12 protein-coding genes are annotated in these 17,710 nt (G+C 54.3%); 7 read left to right on the top strand and 5 right to left on the bottom strand.

The window, feature by feature from the left end; genetic code table 11:
• The first annotated feature begins 157 nt into the window (after positions 1 to 157).
• Together HNQ92_RS16015 and HNQ92_RS16020 are read left to right on the top strand one after the other, a co-directional pair.
• Positions 158 to 1,366: a glycosyltransferase family 4 protein gene (locus HNQ92_RS16015; RefSeq protein ID WP_184175057.1), complete on the top strand. Its 1,209-nt coding sequence runs from the start codon at positions 158 to 160 to the stop codon at positions 1,364 to 1,366.
• Positions 1,367 to 1,369: 3 nt separating this feature from the next.
• Positions 1,370 to 2,257 carry a class I SAM-dependent methyltransferase gene (locus tag HNQ92_RS16020; protein WP_246440248.1) on the top strand — a complete coding sequence of 296 codons (888 nt, stop codon included), beginning with the start codon at positions 1,370 to 1,372 and terminating at the stop codon, positions 2,255 to 2,257.
• 145 nt (positions 2,258 to 2,402) lie between these two features.
• Here the strand turns inward: HNQ92_RS16020 and HNQ92_RS16025 are convergent, their stop codons facing one another.
• From HNQ92_RS16025 to rbsK, 3 genes are read right to left on the bottom strand one after another with little or no spacing between them, the layout of a single operon-like run.
• Positions 2,403 to 3,404: a nucleoside hydrolase gene (locus HNQ92_RS16025; RefSeq protein WP_184175059.1), complete on the bottom strand. Its 1,002-nt coding sequence runs from the start codon at positions 3,402 to 3,404 to the stop codon at positions 2,403 to 2,405.
• Between the two features lie 21 nt (positions 3,405 to 3,425).
• Positions 3,426 to 4,421: a GRP family sugar transporter gene (locus tag HNQ92_RS16030; protein ID WP_184175060.1), complete on the bottom strand. Its 996-nt coding sequence runs from the start codon at positions 4,419 to 4,421 to the stop codon at positions 3,426 to 3,428.
• A 5-nt stretch (positions 4,422 to 4,426) separates the two neighbouring features.
• Entirely contained in the window at positions 4,427 to 5,365 is a 939-nt protein-coding gene (gene rbsK / locus HNQ92_RS16035; RefSeq protein ID WP_184175061.1) for a ribokinase, read from the bottom strand.
• Positions 5,366 to 5,571: 206 nt separating this feature from the next.
• Here rbsK and HNQ92_RS16040 point away from each other — a divergent pair, with 206 nt between their 5' ends.
• The gene (locus HNQ92_RS16040; protein ID WP_184175062.1) at positions 5,572 to 5,709 is read left to right on the top strand and encodes a hypothetical protein; all 138 of its coding nucleotides are present in this window, start codon (positions 5,572 to 5,574) and stop codon (positions 5,707 to 5,709) included.
• 102 nt (positions 5,710 to 5,811) lie between these two features.
• Positions 5,812 to 8,214, top strand: coding sequence for an ABC transporter permease (locus HNQ92_RS16045; protein WP_184175063.1), 2,403 nt, complete (start codon positions 5,812 to 5,814; stop codon positions 8,212 to 8,214).
• A 20-nt stretch (positions 8,215 to 8,234) separates the two neighbouring features.
• Here the strand turns inward: HNQ92_RS16045 and HNQ92_RS16050 are convergent, their stop codons facing one another.
• Positions 8,235 to 8,930 (bottom strand): arylesterase, encoded by a 696-nt coding sequence (locus HNQ92_RS16050; protein ID WP_425504291.1) that lies wholly within the window; start codon positions 8,928 to 8,930, stop codon positions 8,235 to 8,237.
• Positions 8,931 to 9,069: 139 nt separating this feature from the next.
• Here HNQ92_RS16050 and HNQ92_RS16055 point away from each other — a divergent pair, with 139 nt between their 5' ends.
• The 3 genes from HNQ92_RS16055 to HNQ92_RS16065 all read left to right on the top strand — a co-directional run bounded on the left by HNQ92_RS16055 (position 9,070) and on the right by HNQ92_RS16065 (position 15,008).
• The gene (locus HNQ92_RS16055; RefSeq protein WP_184175064.1) at positions 9,070 to 9,747 is read left to right on the top strand and encodes an ABC transporter ATP-binding protein; all 678 of its coding nucleotides are present in this window, start codon (positions 9,070 to 9,072) and stop codon (positions 9,745 to 9,747) included.
• The gene (locus HNQ92_RS16060; protein ID WP_184175065.1) at positions 9,737 to 12,277 is read left to right on the top strand and encodes an ABC transporter permease; all 2,541 of its coding nucleotides are present in this window, start codon (positions 9,737 to 9,739) and stop codon (positions 12,275 to 12,277) included. The genes HNQ92_RS16055 and HNQ92_RS16060 overlap by 11 nt, the downstream gene beginning before the upstream one ends.
• Positions 12,278 to 12,614: 337 nt before the next feature.
• Positions 12,615 to 15,008, top strand: a complete 2,394-nt coding sequence (locus HNQ92_RS16065; protein WP_184175066.1) for a right-handed parallel beta-helix repeat-containing protein — start codon at positions 12,615 to 12,617, stop codon at positions 15,006 to 15,008.
• A 105-nt stretch (positions 15,009 to 15,113) separates the two neighbouring features.
• On the opposite strand, the gene HNQ92_RS16070 is transcribed toward HNQ92_RS16065, so the two are convergent.
• Positions 15,114 to 17,690, bottom strand: coding sequence for a TonB-dependent receptor (locus HNQ92_RS16070; protein ID WP_184175067.1), 2,577 nt, complete (start codon positions 17,688 to 17,690; stop codon positions 15,114 to 15,116).
• Positions 17,691 to 17,710 lie beyond the last annotated feature (20 nt).

The following is a 17,710-nucleotide window of genomic DNA, read 5'->3' on the forward strand; positions in this document are numbered from 1 at the left end:
CAAATTCACCTATCAAGGCATATCTTCTTTCTCCGAGACGCTCCTTGATAGGTGAAATAATCTTTGGCTCAATATTAGGATTAAACATTGCCTAATTATTCTATTTTTGTGGGTAAGCAGAGAATGATAATTACAAAGCTGCTTATTAAACAAAAGTATGACAGACCCTCTACATGTAGGTATTATTGGTTATGGTAGTAGTAATTGGATAGCTGGTAGACTCTATATCCAAAGCCTGCTCGTTGGACAATCATTACTTGATGCCGAAAGAAAAGATAAAACGTCTTTGTTTCTGCACGAAAAAGACCATCATCCTGCGGCTTATCAGGATGTTTCGGCGCTAGTCAAAGGCATGTACCCCTTTGACTATTATTTTGGGACAAGCTTTCCTATCCTGAAAAAAAGCCTGGCGGCCGTAGAACGATGGCGCCGAAATAAACGTCCCTTCTTTCCGGAAAATAACTTGCCTATCTTATTGAAATCCAATCAAGTAGATGTCATTTTTCCTGCCAATGGACTGCTCTCCAAAACACATTCTTCTGCCCGGCTCGTATGCTGGATTCCAGACTTTCAGCATCTCCACCTACCTCAGTTTTTTTCTTCTTCTGAACGGTTTATGAGATCATGGCTATTTAAAAAGATGGCCCGGAAAGCGGATAAAATTATTGTGAGTAACCCGTTCAGCTACAACGATGCCTGTAGGTTAGCTCCTAAGGCAAAAAACAAATTCGAACTGCTTCCTTTTTGTATGTACCTGGGCGATAACTGGCGGAAAGAAGATCCGGAGGTCTACCGAGAGCAGTATAATTTACCCGAAAACTACCTGATGTTTCCGAGCCAATTCTGGAAACACAAAAATCATCTCATGCTTTTTGAAGCCATTCATAAACTTAAAAAGCAGGGAAAACCGGTGGTACTTGTATGTACGGGAGCATTCCACGATTTCCGTTTTCCAGACTACGCCGACAGCCTTAAAAACTTCATTCACGAGCAGGGCCTCGAGGAAGAAATCCGTATCTTGGGCCTGCTGCCGCGCAAGGACCAAGTACAACTGATGCGAGGCGCCAGAGCCATCGTTCAGCCGTCGTTGTTTGAAGGCTGGAGCGCCTTGCTCGAAGACTGCCGGGGATTGGGTAAAACCGTATTTGTCTCGCGCACGCCCATGCACCTGGAGCAAGAGCCCGACCATGCTTTTTTCTTTGATCCTCATTCGTCCTCTGAGTTAGCAGAGCTGATTGATCAGCACTGGGATTCGCTGCCTATGAGGGCTGACCCGGCGCGTGAGCAAATGGGAGAGCGCAAAAATATTGACGGCCTTAAAAACTTCGCTCGTCGCTTCTTAGAAATCTGCCAATCTAGCCTATAATCTATGTCGCTGATTAAAAATCCCTTCGGTAAATCCAATCTCTTGGTATGGAGAACAGAAAGTATATTCTTTAATGAGGAGCGAAGGAAGCTAGCGGGCGAATGGAACTTGTTGAGATTCACCGCACTGCCTTACCCCAAAGAGCCCCATTTAACCAATAGCTCCCTAAAGGGCAAGCTTCCCTACCCAGACCATTGCTTTGATTCTGTGTATAGCTTCCATGTCTTTGAGCATCTCTCGTATGAGGAGGGCATTCACGCGCTGAGAGAACTGCACCGGGTACTTAAGCCCGGTGGAATTTGCCGCATCTCTACCCCCGACCTGGAATTTTTTGCCCGGGAGTACGTTCAGCAGCTGGATGTTCTTGATCAGGAAGGAACCGATGCCCGGCAGGATTTCCGCTACGAGTGGTCGTGCCTGAACGTGATCGACCAAGCCGTACGTAAAAAATCGGGAGGCCGTATGGCTGAGGTACTGAGAGCCAATAACGTAGATAAAACCTACTTGAAATATCTAAATGGCGATTCGCTGAATTTTGTGGTAGATCCCAACCACAAGCAAAGCATGGACTCGCCCCGTCGGCCTACCTATTTTGATGGCTCCCCGGCTCCTCTTGTTTTCAGAATGCAAAAGCTCGTTTGGGCGGTAGTACGGCGGGTACTTCTCAGGCTATCGCCGGGCCTGGACGTAGAAATCCAGAATGAGCGCAATCGCTGGCTCTACGACCGGATCTCACTGGCTAAGGTATTTAAAGCGGCGGGCTTCTCTGAAATAGCGATTCAGGAATATAATACCTCCCAAATAGAAGACTGGGAGCGGTACGACTACGATTCATCCTTATTTGGAAAGTACCCCCTAGAACCTTCGCTCTTCATGGAGGGAAAGAAATAGCAAAAAGATAAGTGGAGTAAAGGAGCATTCGTACAGAAAAAATTAGCCATAAGCATGAGAGTAAAGGTACTTGTAAAACGAGTGAAGTATGAGCATACCTTAAGGAAGGAAATTCGATGCTTAGGGACGGATATTATGTTGATGCCTACTGAGGATTGGCCAAAGACTGGTAAAAATCGGCCAGGATCTCGTCCTTTTTAAAATTCTCCCAGATCACTATTTTCTTCGGGTTGTTGGTGGGAAGTACCCAGCGGTTGCCGGTGAGGGTAGGGGCGGGTACTTCGGTGCGGTCGGCCCAGGTCGGATTTTTCACAATGGCCACGGCGGCCATGTCGTACAGCGCGCGCGACGGCGGACTGCCGTGCAGGTCGATGTGCGAAAACAGGTCGACGGCGTAGTCGCCGAAGGTGGTGAAAGCGTTGCCGTGTCGGCCGGTTACAGGGCGAGGTACTTTTAGGCCTTTCCCCTTGATGTTGGCCTCCACGTCGGCGGGGGTGACCCGCACGGCCGCCGTACCGCTGGGCTTGCCATTGCGCACTACCACCATTTCAAAAGGCGCCGCCGAGTGCACCACCGGATTCACCGAGGTTGTGTCGTCGTCCAGGTTGTACTCGCCGGGGTCGGGGTAGTTAGAGCCCAGCCATACAATCCGTACTTTGTCCGCAATATCCGGGGCTTTTTTCAGCGCCAGCGCTATGTTGGTGAGCTTCCCGATGGGCAGCAGTACCAAGGGGCGGGCGTCGTTGGCGCGGGCTTGTTTAATAATGAAGTCAACGGCTTCATGGCCGTCGTAGGTACTTTCGTTTAGGTGGTTTTGGATGTCGGCGTAGCGGCCTTGCGCACCTTTGTAAATCTTCACGTCGCCATAAGCTCCGCACAGCTGAAGTACCCGCACGGCTTCGTCGTAGTGGCCCTGGATGTTCCCGCCGTTGCGGGTGCTATTGACCGTAATACCTTCGATGTCAAAGACCTGTCGGTTAAATAATGCGTAGGCCAGGGCGTGCTGGTCGTCGAGCTCGTTGTTGGCGTCGGTGTCGATGATGAGCCGAATTTTGCTGGTTTTCGAAGCGGCAGTTTTCTTCGTTTGGCCGGACGAAGCGCAGGCCAGCAGCACGAGCCATAGACCGCCGAGGAGTAGGTATTTCATGGGGTAGTTTAAAGAAAAAAGTTAGCGGGCGGCGATCAAAGTACCTAGCCCGAGAATGTAACAGATCAGCATGGCGTTCAGGATTAGGGAAGTACCCTTGGGCGCATTCCGGAATTCTTTCCAGATCAGGATGCCCCAAAGCGCGGCCACCACGGTAGCGCCCTGCCCCAGGCCGTACGAAATAGCCGGACCAGCCTGGTCGGAAGCCCAAATGCTGAAGCTCATGCCCAGGCACCAGATGGCCCCACCCAGTATGCCCATCAGGTGGTTCCGGGAGGTACCTTGGAAGTACTGCCCGTAGCTTACGGGCGAGCCTTCGATGGGTTTTTTCATGAGGATGGAGTTGAACAGGAAATTGCTCAAAAGTACCCCTATCGAGAAAAAGAAAACGGCCGTGTAGGGGCTGAGCTTTCCGGCCTCGGGTACCGTGAAGTTGGGAAACATAGACGCCGCCACAAACCGGTAAAAGAAACCCATCAGTACCCCCGCCGCCACCGAAAGCAGTAGGCCACGGGTAGATACGCCACCGGCCTGGCTGGCGGTGCGGCGGTAAGCGTAGGCGTTGAGCAGGATGGCGGCCACGATGAGCGCCACGCCCAGAAACAGCAGCGAAGCGTTGCCCACGGGGTTTTCGAGGTAGTTGACCACCACCCCCCACGCCAGCGCAATGCCAATGCCCACCGGAAACGCCACCGACATGCCCGCTACGGCAATGGCCGCCACCAGCAGGATGTTGGCCGCGTTGAAGATGACCCCACCCAGCATGGCCTGGCCGATGGCACTACCGCTGGCCTGGCGTAGGTCGGCCAGGAAGGGGCGGCCTTCGGTACCGGTACTTCCGGCGGTAAAAGCCAGGATACTAGCGAGCAACACGATGCCAATGACGTAGTCCCAGTAAAATAGCTCGAAGCGCCAGGTACCCGCGGCGAGCTTCTGGGTGTTGGCCCAGGAGCCCCAACAAAGCATGGTTACTACGCAGAAAATAACCGCTGTGCTGTAGTTTTCAATGATGAACATAGGGTTTATGAATTAGGATGAGCAAGAAAGGGTACCTGATCTACTTCCTGGCGCTGGGGCATGGAGGCTTGCGCGCCCAGGCGGGTCACGCTGATGGCGGCGGCCCGGCAGGCAAAAGCCGCGGCTTCGTCCAGGGGTAGTTGTTCGGAAAGGGCCACGACCAGCGCGCCGTTGAAGCAGTCACCGGCGGCCGTGGTATCGACGGCCTGCACCGCCGGGGCGGAAATCATCCGGGACACATCATTGGTCAGTAGGTATACACCCCGCGCACCCAGCGTAATGATGACGTTGTCGACGCCCTGCTGCCGCAGCCACTCGGCGGCACGCCGGGCCGACGCTTCGTCGCGTACCGGAAGGCCCGTTAGTAGCTCAGCTTCGGTTTCGTTGGGCGTGATGAGGTAGAGGCCCTGGAGTAAGTCGGGTGGAAGTACCTGCGCCGGAGCCGGGTTAAGTACCACCCGCAGGTTTTGGGCGTGGCTTTGCCGGATGGCCGCCGCGACCGTATCCAGCGGAATCTCCAGCTGCAGAAGTACCAGGGCAGAAGCCGGCAACTCTGCCAGGGCGGGCGCTACGTCGGCGGCTTGTAGGCTGGCGTTGGCACCGGGCGCTACGGCAATGCAGTTTTCGCCCCGCGCGTCTACGTTGATGAGCGCCACGCCGGAGGGCAGATCCGGGTCAACGAGCACGTAGGTGGTGTCTATTTTTTCGCGCTGAAACTGCTCGATGGCCTGCCGCCCGAAAAGGTCGTTACCCACCTTGGTCACAAACTGTACCTGCCCGCCCAGGCGAGCGGCCGCTACGGCCTGGTTGGCTCCTTTGCCGCCGGGATTCATCAGAAAAGTACCTCCCATCACCGTTTCGCCGGGGGCGGGTAGGTGCTCCGCCCGCACCACCATATCCGTATTGGAGCTGCCAATAATGCAGAGGGTACTTGCTGTTGCCATAGAGTTGCTCTTTTTAAACCAAAAATATCCCGAATATTTTATACAAATTCACCAATAAAAGTACCTTTTAGCTAGTTCTAAGGTACTTTCAATAGCGCTCTTAAGGGTACTTTCTGACTTTTTAGTCATGAATTCCCTTGGGAAAGGTACTTTGTAAATAAGCCAAGTAGCTATTTCTACTAAGTCTATCTACCTTTTTATTTTCTGTGGCTTGGCTCCTCAAAATCCTCAAGAGGTACTTTCGACAAGCAGGTACTTTGGCCATCGGCAACAAAGGTACCTACCACTTTGGGCGCAAGCGGAGGGTACTAAAAGTGGTGGCCGAGGTGTTCGTTTTTGCGTAGCCCTGTCCGGAATTGAACGTTTTATAATTCATAAAATACTGATAGTGAGCTCCTAGTTCTTTTGGTACATATTTTGAGCCTCTACCAAAGTACCTTGATTTTTTGACTTCCATACTAAACAAAGCCGCCATGCTACTCAACTACCTCAAAATCGCCCTGCGCAGTTTATGGAAGCACAAGCTGTTTTCATTCATCAATGTGATAGGCTTAGGGCTGGCCATGGCGTTTTGCTTCATGCAGCTCATTCAGGTACAGAGTAGTTTTGAAAAAGACACCTTTCATCCTTACGCTGACCGCACCTACCGCATCATCACCGACGCCACCGGTACCGATGGCACCAAGCACAGCCTGGCTTCCACGCCTTTTCCGCTGGGTGAAAAGCTGAAGCAGGAGCAAAGTAGCATTGAGAAGTCGGTGCGCGTGATCCGGGCGTTTGGGGGTAGTTTTAGCAATGGCGCCAAGTCGTTACAAGCCAGCGGTCTCTACGCCGACCCGGCCTATTTCGAGGTTTTTGGTTTTAAGCTGGCTCACGGAAAGCCCGCTGTGGAGCCTCGAACGGTGGTACTCACGCACGAAACCGCCGAGCGCTTTTTCGGGACGGCTAATCCGGTGGGGCGTACGCTCACGCACCGGGAGCTGGGTACTTTCACGATTGTGGGGGTTTTTGCGCCCTTAGGAAAACATCAAACGCACCTCAAGTCGGATATGGTGGTATCGATGGCTACCTTCCCGCTGCTGCACCCCGAGCGACAGCCCGACAGCTGGCTCGACTACAACACCTATACTTTTGTACTCCTCACTAAAGGTACCCCGCCGCAGGCGCTGGATCGGGCGCTGGCCGCAGTGGCCCAGGAAAGCAACCAGCGACTGAACGTTAAAGACCTCAAAGGACACGCCTTTCGGAGCCAGGCGTTGGGGGACATTTCTCCCGATTTTGAAAATCTGCTCAACAATCCTTACGTGGAGCCCATCTGGAAAATCGGCGTCAGTTTGCTCATTCCGTTGGTCATTATCCTGCTGGCCAGTTTCAACTACGTCAATCTTACCCTGACGCGCTCACTGAGCCGGGCGCGGGAAGTGGGCGTACGGAAGGTAGCCGGGGCGAAGCGCTGGCAGTTGGTCAATCAGTTTTTGGTAGAGAGCGTCATTGTGGCTTTCCTGGCCTTGGTTGTTGGGTACCTGGGCTTGCTGTTTATGAAGTCTTACGTGCAGGTACGCTGGCTGACGTGGGAAGTGCTGAATCCGCAGCTGCTGTGGCTCACCTTCCTGGGCTTCACGCTGGGAGTAGCCCTTTTGGCGGGCTTCTTACCGGCCCGGATTTTGGCCTCTTACCAGCCGGTACAGGTACTTAAAGGTACCTTGGCTCCGGTGAGTGTAGGAAAAGTCAATTTTCGCAAGGTACTTACGATTATCCAATTTGTGGTCGCACTGGCGCTTATGACTTTTACGGGTATCATGAACAGCCAGTTTGAATACATGGCTACCGACAATCAGAACTTCAACCGCAAGAATATCCTGAATATTCCGCTGGCAGCCGGGAGCGACTTCCGCTTGCTGGCCAACGAAATGAGCAAAGAAGCGAGCGTGGAGCGCGTGGGACTTACGTCAGCTCCTTTTAATGAAGCAGCCGGAAAAGGAGAGCTTCGTAAAGTGGGCCCGGCAGGCCAGGAGCAACCGGCCAAAGAAACGTATCTCTACGCCACGAATGCTCCTTTTATCGAAAATATGCAGCTGACGTTTGTGGCCGGTACCAACCTACCCCCGACGGCCGACACAACGGTGCATTTTGTGGTACTTAACGAAAAGGCGGTGAATTCGTTGGGCTGGAATAACCCTCAGGAGGTAGTGGGACAAACGCTTTTGCTGAACCAAACCGAAGTTCTGGTAGCCGGTGTAGTGAAAAACTTCTGCTTCATGCGCTACGAACTACCCGTCGCGCCATTGGTACTGGGCTATGATCCGAAAGAGATAAAGGTACTTTCGCTCCAAATTACCGACGGAGCCAACCAAGAGCACGTGACGGCATCGCTGGCTAATATCTGGAAGCGGTACCAGCCGCACGACTCCTTCGTGTATTCCTGGTACGAGGAGCAGCTCTACGACGATTATAGCCAGGGGGGCGACCGAAAACTAACCGGGCTCATGATCCTGATCGTGTTTGTTATTGCCAGCCTGGGGCTGCTCGGCATGGTGACTTACACCACCGAAAAAAGAACCAAGGAGGTCGGCGTCCGGAAAGTACTGGGGGCGAGCGTTGCCCAGATCATGGGCCTGTTGTCGGGTACTTTCGTAAAAATGATCCTCATTGCCGCGGCCATCGCGCTGCCGCTGGGGTACTTTCTGGGATCCCTTTTCCTGACTATTTTTACCTACCGGGCCAGCCTGGGCCCCGGAGTATTCCTGACCTGCCTGGGAAGCCTCCTGGCTATTGGCCTGCTGACCATTGGCCTCCAAACGTACAAGGCCGCCCTCACCAACCCCGCCGATACCCTGCGCTCGGAGTAAACGGAATGAAGGTACTTTTGCTAAAGTACCCCTTCCAGTACCTCCCACACGTTGTCGGCCACGAGGCGGTGGCCCTCGGCGGTGGGGTGGATACCGTCCTGGAGGTTGAGCCGGGCCTCGCCGCCTACGCCTTCCAGTAGGAAGGGGATCAGCGTGAGGTTATTCTTTTGGGCTAGCTCGGGGTAGAGGCGGCTAAACTCCTGGGTATAGGATTGGCCCAGGTTGGGCGGAATCTGCATCCCCGCCAGGACGATTTTCGTCTCGGGGTACTTGGCGCGTACTTTATCAATAATAGCCTGTAAATTTTTTCGGGTTTCCTCGAGCGGAATGCCGCGCAGGCCGTCGTTGCCGCCCAGCTCCAGCACAAAAACTGCCACCGGTTGCCGAAGTACCCAGTCGATGCGCCCGTTGCCCCCGGCGGAGGTTTCGCCGCTCACGCCCGCATTCACGACGGTATAGGGTAGTTTGAGCGAGTCGATGCGCGCCTGGATCAGGGCCGGAAAAGCTTCGCTGGGGTCGAGGCCGTAGCCCGCCGTGAGGCTATTGCCAAAGAACAAAATCGTTTTCTTGGTACTTGCCGAGGTACTTGTGTCGCGCGCGGAGGTACTGGAGGCTTCCTCGTTGGTAGAGGATTTATCGTTGTTACAGGCCAGGAGCATACCCAGCGCCAGGCTCAACCAGATCGATAGGTAGGTAGTTTTGGTTTTAAAATTCACAGCGGCTTGTTTTAAGATGATATTTTTTGAACCCTATGCGTTGCAAATGAGTTTGGTAGCTAGTTAACAATTTAGTGCGACTTTCGTACCAATCAGCCATAAAGTCTTTATTCCCGCAGTCATTCCCTCCCCATCAAGCATGAGCACCATTCTGCGTTTGCAGCAAGTCAGTAAGTCCTACCGGAGCGGTGGCCGGGATCTTCGGGTACTTGACGATATTACGTTTTCGGTAGAGGCGGGCTCTACCCTGGCCATTGTGGGGCCATCGGGTAGCGGCAAAACGACCCTGCTGGGCCTCTGCGCCGGGCTCGACCGCTCCACATCGGGGAGCGTAGAGCTGCACGATACCCGCCTGGACGAGCTCAACGAAGATCAACTGGCCGCCGTACGCAACCGCTACGTGGGGTTCATTTTTCAGAATTTTCAACTACTACCTACCCTTACGGCGCTGGAGAACGTAATGGTACCTTTGGAGCTGCGCCAGGAAAAAAATATCCGTCCGCGGGCCCTGGAGCTGCTCGACAAGGTAGGCCTGGCCGACCGCGGCCACCACTACCCGGCGCAGCTTAGCGGCGGCGAGCAGCAACGGGTGTCGCTGGCGCGGGCTTTTTCCAATCAGCCCCGCATTCTTTTTGCCGACGAACCTACCGGCAACCTCGACGCCGAAACGAGCGAAAAGGTGGTGAAGCTGCTCTTTGACCTCAACCGCGAGGCCGGTACTACGCTGGTGCTGGTGACGCACGATCTGGACCTGGCGGCCAAGACGCAGCGTATTCTCAACATGAAAGGCGGCAAGCTCATTTCCGATGAATCCTAAGGACGGCCTGAACTTCCGCTGGCTGCTGCGCATGGCCTGGCGCGACAGCCGCCGCAACCGGTCGCGGATGCTGCTGTTTGTGTCGTCGATGGTACTGGGCATTGCGGCGCTGGTGGCGATCTACGCCCTCGGCGACAACCTGCGGCAGAATATTGATGAGCAAGCCGCCAGCCTGCTCGGGGCTGACCTGCGCCTTTCGGGCAACCGCCCCGCGAGCCCCGCGCTTCAAAAGCGGCTCGACTCCCTGGCTAACCGCCGTTCGGAGGAGCGGAGCTTTGCCTCGATGATTTACTTTGTGCGGAGCGGAGGCTCACGCCTGGCCCAGATCCGCGCCCTGGCGGGCGAGTACCCCTACTACGGAGAGCTGGAGACCACCCCCGCTGCCGCCGGAAGTACCTTCCGGACCCGGCAGGAAGCGCTGGTAGACCAAACCCTCATGCTGCAGTACGAAGCGCAGGTGGGCGACTCCATCAAGGTAGGTGAGGTGACGTTCCGGATTGCCGGTATTTTGCAAAAAGCCCCCGGCCAGACGGGCCTCACCAGCACGGTGGCTCCCTCGGTGTACATCCCGATGCGCTACCTGGAGCCCACGGGCCTGCTGCAGAAGGGCAGCCGGATCAACTACCTCTACTACCTCCAGTTTGACCGGAAGGTAAATCTACCTGCCCTGCTCAAAACCCTGGAGCCCCGGCTCGACGCGGAAGACCTCAACTACTCCACCGTCGAAAGCCAAAAGGAAAGTACCGGTCGCTCATTTCGAGATCTGAGCCGTTTTCTGTCGCTGGTGGGCTTCATTGCGCTGCTGCTGGGATGCATTGGGGTAGCGAGTGCGATTCATATTTACGTGCGCGAAAAGCTCAATTCCATTGCTATTTTGCGTTGCCTGGGCGTAAAGGCGTCGCAGGCTTTTCTTATTTATCTTATTCAAATCACGGCGCTGGGGGCGATCGGTGCGCTGGTGGGCGCGCTGCTAGGTACTTTGCTCCAGCAGGTACTGCCCGTCATCATCCAGGATTTTTTGCCCATTACCCTCACTACCGGCATCTCTTGGTCGGCCGTGGGGCAGGGCGTAGGGCTGGGTATTCTGATTTCCGTTCTCTTTGCGCTACTGCCGCTGCTGTCCATCCGGGCCATTTCGCCGCTCTACGCTTTGCGGGTATCGTTTGAAAGTACCCGGCCGCGGCAAGGGCTGGCTCAGTGGGTTGTGTACGTACTTATCGTGCTTTTTGTGTATGGCTTTACCTACCTTCAGGTCAGGAGCCTGGCGCAGGCGGCTTTCTTTACGGTAGGGATTGGCGTTGCCTTTTTGGTCCTGACGGGCATCGGTACTTTGCTGATGCGGCTGGTGCGCCGCTTTTTTCCCGACGGCTGGAGCTACGTAGCCCGGCAGGGACTGGCCAACCTCTACCGACCCAACAACCAGACCACCCTGCTGATCGTGACCATCGGGCTGGGTACGGCCTTCATTTGTACCCTATTTTTTGTACAAACCATCCTCCTTACGCGGGTCACGCTCTCGACGAGCGGCCACCAGCCCAACCTCGTATTGTTCGATATTCAGGATAGTCAAAAAGAGGCCGTCCGGACGCTGGCCCAGCAATACGGCTTGCCCACCGAGCAGCTGGTACCTATTGTGAACATGCGCCTGGAGGCGGTCAATGGCGCTACGGCGGCCGTCGCCCGGCAAGACAGCGCCGTGTCGCGACGAATTTTTGGCCGCGAGTACCGGGTCACGTACCGCGATTCGCTCACAGCCTCGGAGCGGGTAGTGGAAGGTACCTGGGTTGGCACGGCCCCTGGCCCGGCCGGGGCGGTACCTGTTTCCCTGGAAGAAGGCTTCGCCCGGCGCAACCGCCTTAAACTGGGCGATACGCTCACTTTCAACGTACAGGGCGCGCAGGTACCTACGGTGATCCGAAGCCTGCGGGAGGTCGACTGGAACGAAGTACGTACCAATTTCCTGGTCGTGTTTCCCCAAGGGGTACTAGAAGAAGCGCCCCAGTTTCACGTGCTGCTCACGCGAGTACCTTCGGAAGCAGTATCGGCCCGTTTTCAACGGGCCATGGTGCAGCAGTTTCCGAACGTCTCGCTCATAGACCTGGGTCTGGTCCTTCGGGTGATTGACGAGCTCCTGGAAAAGATCGGCTTCGTGATCCGGTTTATGGCGGGGCTCAGCATCCTGACGGGCCTGGTGGTGCTGGTGGCGTCGGTACTGATCAGCAAGTACCAGCGCTTGCAGGAGAGCGTGCTGCTACGCACGCTGGGCGCGAGCCGCCGCCAGATTTTCGCCATCACGGCTCTGGAGTACTTTTTCCTGGGATCGCTGGCGGCCCTTACGGGTATTTTGGTGGCCTTGGTGAGTAGCTGGCTTTTAGCCCGTTATAGTTTTGAAACTACCTTCACGCCCGCGTTGCTACCGGTGTTGGCGGTCTTTGGGTTGGTCTCGCTGCTGACGGTCGTGGTGGGGCTGGTCAATAGCCGGGGGGTACTTTCGCGACCTCCATTGGAGGTACTTCGGCAGGATACGTAAAAATATTTTTAGGTGTAGTTACATTTATATACTTAACATTCAAAAATGTATATATCTTTCGGGTTATAATGTAACCACTACTGAATGGGTGAAATGAACAATATAGGTACCTAAGTTGTAAAAGAATGACGAAGATCATAGGTAGTATCAAACATAGATCACCAGAAGCCGGTAGGGTAAATTGAAGCCTATGCCTTTATTTTACAATTAGAATTTTTTTAAAATTTTAAGTAAAAATTGGATTAAATAAATTCGTTTACTAACATCGTCCCCACATGCCTATGCACTATTGAGTACCCTATTTTTTTAACCCACAATTAATCTCAACGTTCATTGTATGAAAAAATCTTTCCTCCTCGGATCGCTCCTATTGATGGGGGCGGGCCTATTGCCCCTACGGGCCCAAAACTGCGGCTGCACCCGTACGATTTCGGCCAGCGGTATTTACAACAACCAGCAAATGCAGGTACAACCCGGCGAGGTAGTTTGTATCCAGGCAGGTACTTACAGTCTGCTACGCTTCCTTAATTTTCAGGGCACGGCTTCGCAGCCCATTACGTTCAAAAACTGCGGCGGGGCCGTTACGATTGCGCACAATACTTACTACAGCGCGCTCGATTTCCAAAACTCCAAGTACATTCGTGTAACGGGTACCGGTAGCGCCGATCCCTACGGCATCCGGATTACGGCTACGGGTGGCCCGGCGAGTGGGGTTTCGGTAGGTGCTTTAAGTACCAACGTGGAGCTAGACCACCTCGAAGTGAGCGGTACGGGCTTCGCGGGCATCATGGTCAAGACCGATCCCAACTGCGACTCACTGACCTGGCGGAGCAACTTTGTCATGAACGACGTCAAAGTACACCACAACTACATCCACCATACGGGTGGTGAGGGGCTGTACATTGGAAACACGTCTTACGACGGATTTACGATCAATTGTAACGGGCAAAGCAGGGTAGTATACCCGCATTTAATCTATGGCCTGAAGGTATACGAAAACCGGGTTGATAGTACGGGTGCCGATGGCATTCAAGTGGCCTGTACGCCCGATGCGGAAGTATATAATAATGTGGTAACGAATTTCGGGCGAGATCCTTTTGCGCAGTTTCAAGACAATGGGATTCAAGTTGGCGGAGGTGCCGGAGGGGTGTGTTATAGTAATTTGGTTATTAATGGGCCAGGAAATGGGTTTTCAATGCCGGGCTATCAGGGAGGCTTGCGTATAATCAATAACGTAATAGCTTCGGTGGGCGGAATGGGTATCTTTGCCGATGACCGCACCGTACCCGCGCAGGGCTCTACCCTGTTGCTTGCCCACAATACCATCGTGACCTCAGGGCTGGAGTCGATCCGGCTGTATGGTACCCGCACAAACAAGAAAGTATATAATAATCTGCTGGTTGCGCCTCAGAACAATGCGTACATTGGCCACATGAGCGGGGCTACTTCCGACGACCAGGGCAACCGCAAGCTAAGTACCGTAGCGGCGGCCCAGTTTGTGAATAGCTCCACGCGCGACTACCACCTTACCGTCAATTCGCCCGCCGTCAATGCGGGTATCAACGTAAGTACCTGGAATATTACGAAGGACTTTGACGGCAACACGCGGCCCCTGGGCGGTAAGTACGATGCGGGCGCGTACGAGTCTTTTCTGAACCCGCCGGTATTTAGCCCCGTCGCCAGCCAGTCCGTGCCCAATAACAGCACAAGTACCTTCAACATCATCGCGACCGATCCCGACGGGGACTCACTGACCCTTACGACCTACAATGTACCTAGTTTTGTGACCTTCCAAACCGGGGATACGATTGTGGTTACGGCGGCACCCCAAGGCAACGTCGGGAACTACACCTTCTCGCTGGTGGTGACCGATCCGACGGGCGGGAAGGATAGCATTGCCGTGCAACTGCAGGTCTACGCAGTACCGCCTTCTACTCCTACGCTCATGTTCCGGGTCAATGCCGGTGGCCCCGAGATCAGCGACACGGGCATGAACTGGAGCGCCGACACGCAGACGACCCCCTCCATCTATACCAACGTGGCACAGGCAGCTAGCGTACCGGGAGTAACGGTGGTAAGTACCAATACCACGGGAGCACCGACGGCCATTTTTGAGACTTTTCGGCGCGATAGCCAGGGCGGAGGCGATATGATTTGGAACTTCCCTGTGTACCAAGGTACCTACTGGTACGAGGTGAATCTGTTTTTTAATGAAAGTGTAAGCGGCAGCCAACGGTTATTCCACATGTCGCTGGAAGGAAGCTCGATAGCGCAGAACTTCGAGATCCGGGCGGAAGCCGGGCTCAGAAACGCCCTCAAAAAAACCTACCTGGTGCAGGTGTCGGATGGGTTCCTGACGTTGCAGTTTGGTCGTAGCCTTAATGACCCCATGATACTCGGTATTGAGATCAAATCGCTTGGAAGTACCCCGCCCAACGCCCGGATGGGAGCCGAAGTAGCCTACCTACCGGCGGCAACGCCAGCCAAGGAGTGGATCTGCTACCCGAACCCGGCCCGGGACGAAATCACGATCGAAGGGCCATTGGCAGATTTAAGTGCTGGCCAGGCGGTGGAGTTTGTGCTGCGCGATTTGAACGGTAAAACCATAAGCCGTACGTCAACGACCCAGGCTTCCGAAAAACTACCCCTTACCGACATAACGCCGGGCTTGTACCTGCTGAACATCGTGACGCGCGAGGGGACGGTGGTGAAGAAGATCGTGAAGCAGTAAAAGAAAGTACCTCGCTTAGAAAACGAAAAAGGCTTGCCGTATAACGGCAAGCCTTTTTTACTAGGATAACATTTACTTTTTTAATAAAGCTCTTTTAGTATAATATCATTTGCCGCGAGGGCGTCCGCCGCCGCCGCCACCACCAGGAGCGCCACCTGGGGCGGCCTGAGGCTGGGCACCATCGCCACCACCATCGCCACCACTTTTCACGTCGTCGTTGTTGATACTCTTGCGGCGGCGTGGCTGATCGTTGAAAGACATTTTACCAATTTTGTAGGAGAAGTTCACCCGGACCCCACGGTTGTAAAGGGCGTTGACCGAACTCTGCGTAAACGTAGGGGTACTTAGCTCGGTGCGTAGCTTGAAGGTATTGGCCAGGAAGTTCTCCGTCGATAGACCAAAACTACCCCGCTTCTCGTTGAAATCTTTCTTGAAGCCCAGGCTGTAGATGCCAAAGCCAGTTTGGTACCCTTGCAGCTGTACTTCCCGACCCCGCATGAAGCCAAAACCCTGGATACCCCAGCCGTTTTTGAGCGTGAGGTTGGTGAACAGGCGTCCGCTCAGCACCAGTCCCTCGTTAGAAGCACCCAGCGCAGCGGCGTTAGAGCCGGAGCTGTTGTTATTGATGATGGCGTAGTAGCTATCGACCCCACCGCCCAACTGCCATATGCTAAAGAGCGTAATGTTACCGAAGATATTGACGCCGTAGTTTTGTTTTTGACCAATGTTGCCGTAGGTAGTCCGGATCACGCCGCCTTCCAGGGTTTCCCGGATGTTCTCGATGGAGTTGTTGGTATTACGGGCAAAGGCCGAGAAATTCAGGTAAATCGACTTCTTGAACCAGCTGGTACTTAGCTCAAACTGGTCGGTCAGCTCGGGACGCAGGTTGGGATTCCCCACCGTGATGTTCTGCGGGTTAGCGTCGTTGATGTTGGGGTTTAGGAATTGAATACCGGGGCGTTGCAGGCGGCGGTTGTAGGCCGCCTTGACGGTACGTCCGCCTTTGAGCGTTTTGGACACGTTCAGGCTGGGTACCAGGTTGTGGTAGTTGGGAATATCCAGCCGGGTGTCGCCCTGCTCTACGCCGCTGATGTCGGTGTACTCGTAGCGGGTACCCAGTTTGAACGAGTACTTGTTCTTGGTCGTCAGGGTATAGGAGAAGTAAGCGGCGCCTACGTTCTGGTCGTAGTTGAGGCTCCCGATGCGGTCGGGGCGTAGCTGGCTGGTGAAGTTAAAGTCACTTTTTACCTGCCGCATGATGCCTTTTCCACCCATCTCTACCAGCTGGTTTTTCTTGATGGGGCTCTGGTAGTTGATCTCAACGGTACTTTCCTGGTTGTAGCTGCTGTTCCGGTTGAACTCCCGGTCGAGCAGTGACCCCGTGCCAAAGCCCCCGTTATGGATGCTCGCGTCGAAGTCGTTGGTTCGGTTGTTGCGACTGAAAAGTGTCAGGATGCTCAGCTCCTGCTGGGGTTTCTTAAGGGTTTTGGTATAATCAACGTTGATGTCGACGGTACCTGACAGATCCTTGCTATCCACCGACCGGAAGGTTGAGTTGATGCTATTCGGGAAGGTCTGAAGGGTTTTGATATTCTGGTCCGTGAACTGGTTGCGGGTACCGTAGCGCACGCTGGCCGTCAGGAAGGTATTTTTGTCAATGTCATAATCCCAGCCCAGCGTATAGCGACCAAAAGCCCCTTGGTTCATGGAAGAAGAATTTTGCTGGATCGAAAAAGGATTGGCAGCTCCGGCTACGCTGCGCTGAATGCTCTCGCCTTCCCCTTTTACGTTGTAGTTGGCGCGGCCAAAACCACCCAGGGTAAAGCCCATTTTCCCAACGCGGTAGCTACCGTTCAGGCCCAGGTTGGCGCCCCGGTTCCCCACGCCGCTGTTGATGTCGAGCGTAAGTCCTTGCAGGGTGTTTTTCTTGGTAATGATGTTGATGATCCCACCGGTACCTTCGGCGTCGTAGCGGGCCGAGGGCGAGGTGATTACCTCCACGGTTTTGATCATGTCGGCGGGGATTTGCCGCAGGGCGTCGCCCACGCTGCTGGCGATGATCGTCGAAGGTTTGTTATTGATCAGTACCCGTACGTTAGAACTACCCCGGAGTGATACGTTTCCGTCGAGGTCCACGGTGAGCATGGGTACTTTCCGCATCACGTCGGTGGCGTCGCCCCCGCGGCTGGTTACGTCTTTTTCGGCGTTAAAGACCAGCCGGTCCACGCGCTCTTCGATGAGCTCGGTCTGGCCTACTACGTTTACTTCCTGCAGCTGAACGATGTCCGGAGCCAGGGTTACGCTGCCCAGGTCGATGTTGTCCCGGCGGCCAATTTCGATGTCTTTGTCAAATGACTTGTAGCCAATGAAGGAGAATTTAAGCTGGTACTTGCCCGCCGCAATGCCTTTTATTTCAAATTTACCTTTATCGTCGGTGGTGGTACCGTCAATAGGCTGATTGGTTTTGGGATTCCATAAACCCACTACCGCAAATTCGACGGGTTGTTTGGAAACGGAGTCGATCAAGACGCCACTGATTTTGCTGTTTCCTTTAGAAACATCGTCGGAAGTACCTGGAATGACCGTTGGCTGTGGTTGTCCGCCCGGAAAACCGGGTACCTGGGCGTAAGCCGTAGCAGTAAGTGCGAAACTAATGGCTAATAGAATGGAAAACTTATTCATGGAATGTTATAGGACTTGAT

The organism is Rhabdobacter roseus (assembly GCF_014202275.1).
Lineage (GTDB): Bacteria > Bacteroidota > Bacteroidia > Cytophagales > Spirosomataceae > Rhabdobacter > Rhabdobacter roseus.